Origin of the sequence: Paenibacillus sp. FSL R5-192, from assembly GCF_000517845.1 — a bacterium.
GTDB lineage: Bacteria > Bacillota > Bacilli > Paenibacillales > Paenibacillaceae > Paenibacillus > Paenibacillus amylolyticus.
The window spans coordinates 350,275-357,430 of the sequence record NZ_ASPR01000043.1 but is presented as its reverse complement, the minus strand read 5'-3'; the positions used below and the strand labels follow the sequence as shown (position 1 = coordinate 357,430).

Below are 7,156 nucleotides of genomic sequence, written 5' to 3'. Positions count from 1 at the left end.
AACACGACCGTTAAGCCCTCTAGCGCCGATGGTACTTGGACCGCAGGGTCCTGGGAGAGTAGGACGCCGCCAAGCAATAGAAGACACACTTGATGATATCGAGTGTGTTTTTTTTATTTTAATGAAATTCAATAGTTGTGATTTGACTTGTTATATACATAAAATACTGGCGTTCCAATCCTTAAAGCTGTGATACAATAGGTTAGGTCTATATAGAAAACGGAAACACGCATAAGTACGAGGAGGAACAGTGAACACGATGAAATCAGCCCCGTTTATTGCCGTGGAAGGTCCGATCGGAGCGGGGAAAACAACGCTGGCAACGATGCTTTCCCATGAATTGAATCTTCCGTTAGTTAAAGAAATCGTAGAAGAGAATCCATTTCTGGCTTCCTTTTATCAGGATATCGACGAGTGGAGTTTCCAATTGGAAATGTTTTTTCTGTGTAATCGGTTTAAACAACTGGAAGACACGGGCGTTCATTATGTAGAGCAGAATACCCCAGTCATTTCAGACTATCATATCTATAAAAATATGATTTTTGCCGATCGTACCTTAAAGGGAACGAAACGGGATAAATATCGTCAAATCTATCATCTGTTAACAGATGATCTGCCAAAGCCCAACCTGGTGCTCTATATTGAAGCTGAACTCGATACGTTGATGTACCGCATTAACAAGCGTGGACGCTCATTTGAGCAGGATATGGACCCGGCATATATGGAACAACTGATCGCCGATTACAAAACAGGCATGGACTATCTGGAAAATAGCTCAAATCCGCCAGTAATCATTAAGGTCAATGCAGAGCAACTCGACTTTGTGGAACATCCTGAACACTTCAGGCAAATTGTTAATCAGGTAAAGGAGTATATCATATGAATAACTATGGCATTCCAACGAATGCATTAATTACGGTAGCCGGTACGGTTGGAGTGGGTAAATCCACGTTAACGGCTGCGCTTGCACAGCGTTTGAATTTCAAGACTTCTCTGGAACAAGTTGATCATAATCCATATTTGGAGAAGTTCTATCATGACTTTGAGCGTTGGAGCTTCCATCTGCAGATTTATTTCCTGGCAGAGCGCTTCAAGGAACAGAAAAAGATTTTTGAACTAGGTGGGGGATTCGTACAGGATCGTTCCATCTATGAAGATACGGGCATTTTTGCACAAATGCATGCGGATCAAGGAACCATGTCTGCTACAGATTTCGAGACATATAGCAGTTTGTTTGAAGCGATGGTGATGACACCATATTTCCCACATCCAGACGTGCTGATCTATTTGGAAGGCAGTCTGCCTTCGATTTTAAACCGTATTACGGAACGCGGACGCGAGATGGAGATTCAGACGGACCGTTCGTACTGGGAACACATGCACGAGCGCTATTCCGTGTGGATTGATCAGTTTACAGCTTGCCCTGTGCTGCGTCTGAACATTGATGAGTATGATGTGCATGATCCTGCATCGGTGGATGCCATTTTGGCACAGATTGCAGCTGTCATTCAGCCTTCCAAGGAAGTACAAAGGTAAGATAGAGAGAGCTTTTCAATGTAGTTTTCTCGGTTACATTGGTTATATCTATGATATAGATATGGACAACATCCCTTCTACGGCAATTATGCTGTTGGAGGGATGTTTTTTATGTGCCAAGGGAATGATTATGAGAGGTTTGTGGACAAAACTAAAATGATATTCGAGCGAATAAGGAAATGGATGCTTAATATATCTTTTCTATTATGTAAATAGATGGTCCCAAAAGTAGAAAAATGTTGAATAATAGGTCTTTTTGTGGTTTCATAGGAAAGGTGAATTCTGGAAAAGTAGCATATGCATGACTCAGGAGGGAAAGACAACGTGGAAGAGAAACAAGGAGTTAAAATCGGTATGCCGATCATTGGTGGCTTAATTGCAGCCATTCTGGGAGGCATCGTATGGGCAGCTATTGCTGCAATGACCGATTATGAGGTGGGATTAATTGCGATTCTGATTGGAGCGCTCACGGGTTACGCAGTTGTGTTGTTCTCCAATAAACAAATTGCGACGGTACATAAGATTATTGCCGTACTGTTTGCGCTTGTTGGTATTTTGTTGGGGAAATATCTGACGGTGGTTTATTTTACTTCCGAACTGTTTGGTGATGTAAGCGTGATGGAACTTGTGTTTGATAGCGAGATGATCAGTGCGTTTGTGGAAACCTTCCAGGAGTATTTCAGTCAACCGATTGATTTGTTATTCATTGTACTTGCGATTGTGTCTGCATGGCAGATTCCTGGCCGGATGGCGAGAACAAGTCTAGCTACGGATGCATCTTCATCGGATCATGCGCCAAGAGCTTAATCGGATAGACGGTGATGCTGGCAGCAAAATGAAGAACATTTGACAGAAGAAATTTAATGCTCATCATCCTAAGCACTTATGAAGTTATATCGAAGGACTGGGAGCAGAAGAAAAACGTAGTAAAGAGCAACCTACTTTGAAAGATATTTATAAAGTACTCAGAGTGAGCAGCAGTTAGGCATGTTCACATTGCGGCTGAGTTACTTGCATACATAAAAGGGACGATACGCCTGAGAGGGCGGACGTCCCTTTTGTGTGTACACTGGGCAGTAGGCGGGATTATCCGCTCATAATGGCTGTAGTAACTCGGATCGATCCAATTTATTTACAACGTAACCCTAGTATATATTCAGCATTTTCAAAAGGTAATTACAAGAAGGACGGTCACCACAGGAGGAAGGTTCAAATGTCCTGATGTCATGTACAGCGATAAAGCTGATGACGAGAGATTACTTTTATCACTACGGACAGAGGTTTAATTTCCAGACTATCGTTTACAGTACACATCTGACGACAATGAGAGTTGAATAAACTGTATGTGGTCGAAGACAGGTCTATATTATTTGTTTTGGTCAGCAAATACAGCCATAGCATCTTTCATAAATACTGCCAAACCATCTCCAAACTGATCAATATTACGCGTGAAGCGTTCATCGTCCACGTACATCTGACCAAGTCCTCTGAAGGCTTCAGGCGAGTAGCTTCCCATCTGATTCAGCCAGGTGTACCATTCTTGAATACCGGCCTGTGCCTCGGCAGATGCTGGTTCTGTGTGACGAAGTGCGGCCAGACGCTTGTAGATTTCGTTCATTTGATCGGATAGAGCTTTCTGATCCGTGATTGATTTACTGTGCAGCTTCTGGTTTGCCTGATCAACGGCATGGTCTCCCCAACGTTCCCGCGCTTCTTGTTCATACGGATTCTGGCTAAAATCAAATCCTTCGAATTGTTCTTTGGCTGTCATTTTAATCTCTCCTCTCACGTGTAAAACTGTTCTATCAATGGTAGCAATCATCTGGTCCAAGCGTTGGCGCTTCTCCAGCAGTATAAGTCGATGCATTTTAAGTGCTTCTTCCGGATTGAAGGAGGGGTTGGTTATAATGTTTTTGATCTCCTTCAGAGAGAAGTCGAGTTCCTTGAAAAACAATATCTGCTGCAACCGTCCCAGGTTGGCATCTGAATATAATCGATACCCGGCGGAAGTCACTTCGTCCGGGGTTAATAGTCCGATCTCATCATAGTGATGCAGTGTGCGCACACTGATCGAGGCAAGTTCGGCAACTTCTTTTACCTTCATGGCCATGTGTGAAACCTCCTTACAACACCGATTGTACAGTGTCACGTTACGTGAGAGTCAACCGTTGAAAATGAAAAAACAAGATGCGAGCATGGAAGCTGCATCTTGATCATGGATTGGTGAATAGATGTGAATATGTGTGATGAAATTATTGTAAAATTCAGTCACTGTAGGGGAGCGGCTGTGCTTCTATGTCGAAGACATGGGTTGTTACCGCGCCGCGGGGGTGTTTTGAGGCTCCTCTGTTATGGAGAGGAGCGTGAGCAGTTGTAGGTTGCACCATGTATTCGGTGCAGCCCACGGGGCTGGCAGTGCAGGGAGAGCAGGGCTACGCCTGCATCCCGCGCACTGCCGCAGCGAACTGCGCAGCCGCTGCGCACACGTTGGCCGCGCCCGCGATGGCGGAGATGACGGCTACTCCGTCGGCTCCAGCCGCCATCACGGCGGCCGTGGTATCGGGCGTAATGCCGCCGATACCCACAATCGGAACTGCGATGCCTGCGGCGCGCAGTTCCGCCACCCCTGCGGGGCCCAGCACAGCGTGGGCATCCGCTTTGGAGCGCGTCGGGTACATGGGCCCGACGCCAAGGTAGTCGGCGCCCGCCTGCACGGCACGGCGCGCCTCATCCACGGAGTGGGCGGATACGCCAAGCATCCGCCCATCTCCAATGCGGGCGCGTACTAGCGCCGCGTCCGCATCATCCTGGCCGACATGCATGCCGTCGGCCTCCACCGCTACAGCCAGCTCCACATCATCGTTCACGATGAACGGGACACCGTGCTGGCTGCACACCTCGCGAAGCCGCATCGCAAGTGTGATGCGAGATTCGTCAACCAGGGCGCCAGTTCCCTTTTCGCGGAACTGGAACAGCGTAATGCCGCCAGCAATGGCCTGGCGCAGCACTTCCACAGGGTCTTGCTTTGTATTGACGCTGCCCATCACTAAATACACCTGCATCGCGCGTCGTACCGCTTCTGCATTCCAAGGGTGCATCACTGCTCACCCCGCTGTCTGCGCTGATACGCAAAATGATTTGTCGGCCCATGTCCGGCCCCAATCCCCAGCTCATCTTCGATGGCTGCCTGAATGAATGCTCGCGCGGTCGTAACGGCAGCCAGAACAGGTGAACCCTTGGCTAACTCTGCGGTGATGGCAGCGGAGTATGTACAGCCTGTTCCGTGTGTATGACGTGTTACCACACGCACATTCTCCAGATAATGAAAAGACTGCCCATCGTAGAGCACATCCACGATCATGCCACTTCCTTCATCATGACCACCTTTGACCAAAGCATACGTTGAGCCCATCTGTACAATCTGTCTTGCGGCTTCTTCCCGCTGATTCAGATTCGTGATGGACATTCCAGTAAGCAGTTCCGCTTCCGGTATATTAGGTGTTGTGATCAGGGCATGGGGCAACAGATCCGTAACCAACGCCTTTACAGCTTCCTGCTGGAGAAGGGGGGCGCCACCTTTGGCTACCATCACAGGGTCGATGACCAGATTTGACCAACGGTATTGCTGCCATTTCTCAGCCACTAGACGAATAATCTCGGCACTATATAACATGCCGGTCTTCGTTGCGGTTGGTTGAAAGTCTTCGCCGGTCGAGTCCAATTGCTGGGCAATGCCATCGTAAGGGATGGGAAAAACGCCCTGCACACCAGTTGTATTTTGGGCAGCAATAGCGGTGATAACGGTCATGCCGTATACACCAAGTTCTTGGAATGTTTTCAGATCGGCCTGAATGCCTGCGCCGCCCCCGTTATCGGAGCCTGCAATGGTTAGCGCTTGAGCAATACTCATACTGCACCTCCACGGATCTGACGGATCTGTGCGCGTTCTGCCAAGAGGTCTGGTGTTACTTGTGCCAGTTGATTCAACAATTCAATCTGGAAGCTGCCCGGCCCCTGATGAGCTGTCCGCTCTGCCGCCAGTTCAGCTGCTACACCATAAAACGCTAGCGCTTCAACAACACTGCCTAGAAGATCGGCTCCTGATTCCGCTATGGCTGTAAAAGCACCAATCACTGAACTGAGCAGACAGCCAGCACCTGTGACCTGAGTGAGCAGGGCATGACCATTACTCGTGAGAAATGTGGATTGTCCATCAGTAATAATATCTTCTTTTCCGGTAATGACCACGACACAGCCAAGTTTATGCGCTGCCCGCTCCGCAATGCCGATTCGGTCGCCCTCACCTGATCCTGCGTCCACACCTTTAATACTCCAACTCTCACCGATGACATTAGCGACCTCTGCCACATTGCCGCGCAGTACTGTGAGACGAAGTTCACGAATGAGCATCTGCACGGTTTCCGTGCGATAGGTGGTTGCGCCAGCTCCAACCGGATCAAGCACCACAGGCACGTGATGCGCATTAGCCGATTGGCCTGCCAGACGGATTGCCTGAACGACTTTGTCATCGAGTGTACCGATGTTGAGTACCACGGCTCCTGACATCTTGGCGACATCAGCGACCTCTTCATGAGCATAGGCCATAAAAGGGGACGCACCGAGTGCAAGCAGACCATTGGCTGTGAAGGGAGCCACGACAAGGTTAGTGATATTGTGTACCAGCGGATTTTGCGTACGAACACGTTCCAGATAAGACATATAATTTCCTCCTTGTTTTGAAGTAACCCGATCGGCGGAAGTCCGATATCTGGAGTCACTCAACAGAATAATAGGATATGAGTTGCCTTGTTGAGTTGGGGCGCAGAGTCTAACAACAGCCAGATGCATTAATGCGGGAAAAGCAGAAACGTAAAATCTGAATCAATTTCATAACTCACTAAAATGGATTTTTGGAACTGGATATAGACAAATTGAATCATTCTGATCGATATCTAGCGAAACAATAAAAAACGAAACGATACAAAATACAGAAAGTGAACAGAGTGAATTTCTCCAAACTCAGGCAAGAGATAGTGTGATGGATGTTAGCATCCAACCGGTGTCTTGAAGTCTAGGCTGGTCGATACCCAACTGATTTGGGCATGATCGGGCACGACTGGTCAGACGATGTTTCTAAAGAACACAGGACGTCTTATTTGGCTGTCAGGTCCTCCTTTTGAAATGTAAGGAACATCAGACACGTTATTCCCAGAATCGCCTGACCAAAACGCTGCAAACAGCTATTTATTCTGATATAACATGTTTCAGGTTCTTTAGATTTCTGCAACCGCTCCAAATCCCTGAATAGGACGCCTCAGATTCGTTAGCGGTCGTAGCATGCTCTGTTTCGATCAAGTTAAGGAGCGTTTCAGCTCCCAGTAGGCTTGAAGATAAGCGCTAATTACATTACCAAATACATATCAACAAGCCACCCAAACGCATATCAATCTGCCCAGATGCACATCAAGCCAGTCAAACGCATATCAATCTACCCAATTGCACATCAAGCCACTTAGGATTGTTATAAATAAATTCTGATACTCCGATGCTTGCTTCAGGCCAATTCCATTTCGCAAAACTTCATGCATTGGATCCTACGTTTTGTTAACTTTGCTTTTAA

Annotated in this window: 7 protein-coding genes and 1 rRNA gene; 4 read left to right on the top strand and 4 right to left on the bottom strand. The window is 47.4% G+C overall.

The annotated features are described in order from the left end of the window. The 4 genes from rrf to C161_RS21725 form a co-directional block, all read left to right on the top strand. A 5S ribosomal RNA gene (gene rrf / locus C161_RS33505) occupies positions 1–75 on the top strand; the annotation flags it as partial. 184 nt (positions 76–259) lie between these two features. After that, positions 260–883, top strand: a complete 624-nt coding sequence (locus C161_RS21735; RefSeq protein ID WP_036672672.1) for a deoxynucleoside kinase — start codon at positions 260–262, stop codon at positions 881–883. After that, positions 880–1,536, top strand: a complete 657-nt coding sequence (locus C161_RS21730) for a deoxynucleoside kinase (RefSeq protein ID WP_036672670.1) — start codon at positions 880–882, stop codon at positions 1,534–1,536. The genes C161_RS21735 and C161_RS21730 overlap by 4 nt, the downstream gene beginning before the upstream one ends. A gap of 324 nt (positions 1,537–1,860) precedes the next feature. Next, a complete protein-coding gene (locus C161_RS21725) occupies positions 1,861–2,343 on the top strand; it encodes a hypothetical protein (protein WP_051449859.1) in 483 nt (160 codons plus the stop codon). Positions 2,344–2,902: 559 nt separating this feature from the next. Here C161_RS21725 and C161_RS21720 read toward each other — a convergent pair. From C161_RS21720 to thiM, 4 genes are all read right to left on the bottom strand, one after another. Further along, positions 2,903–3,646 (bottom strand): MerR family transcriptional regulator, encoded by a 744-nt coding sequence (locus C161_RS21720; protein WP_036672669.1) that lies wholly within the window; start codon positions 3,644–3,646, stop codon positions 2,903–2,905. Between the two features lie 322 nt (positions 3,647–3,968). Further along, positions 3,969–4,634 (bottom strand): thiamine phosphate synthase, encoded by a 666-nt coding sequence (gene thiE / locus C161_RS21715; RefSeq protein WP_036672667.1) that lies wholly within the window; start codon positions 4,632–4,634, stop codon positions 3,969–3,971. After that, entirely contained in the window at positions 4,634–5,446 is an 813-nt protein-coding gene (gene thiD / locus C161_RS21710) for a bifunctional hydroxymethylpyrimidine kinase/phosphomethylpyrimidine kinase (protein ID WP_036672666.1), read from the bottom strand. Before thiD ends, thiE begins: the two co-directional genes overlap by 1 nt. Then, entirely contained in the window at positions 5,443–6,255 is an 813-nt protein-coding gene (gene thiM / locus C161_RS21705; RefSeq protein ID WP_036672665.1) for a hydroxyethylthiazole kinase, read from the bottom strand. The genes thiD and thiM overlap by 4 nt, the downstream gene beginning before the upstream one ends. Positions 6,256–7,156: the final 901 nt, after the last annotated feature.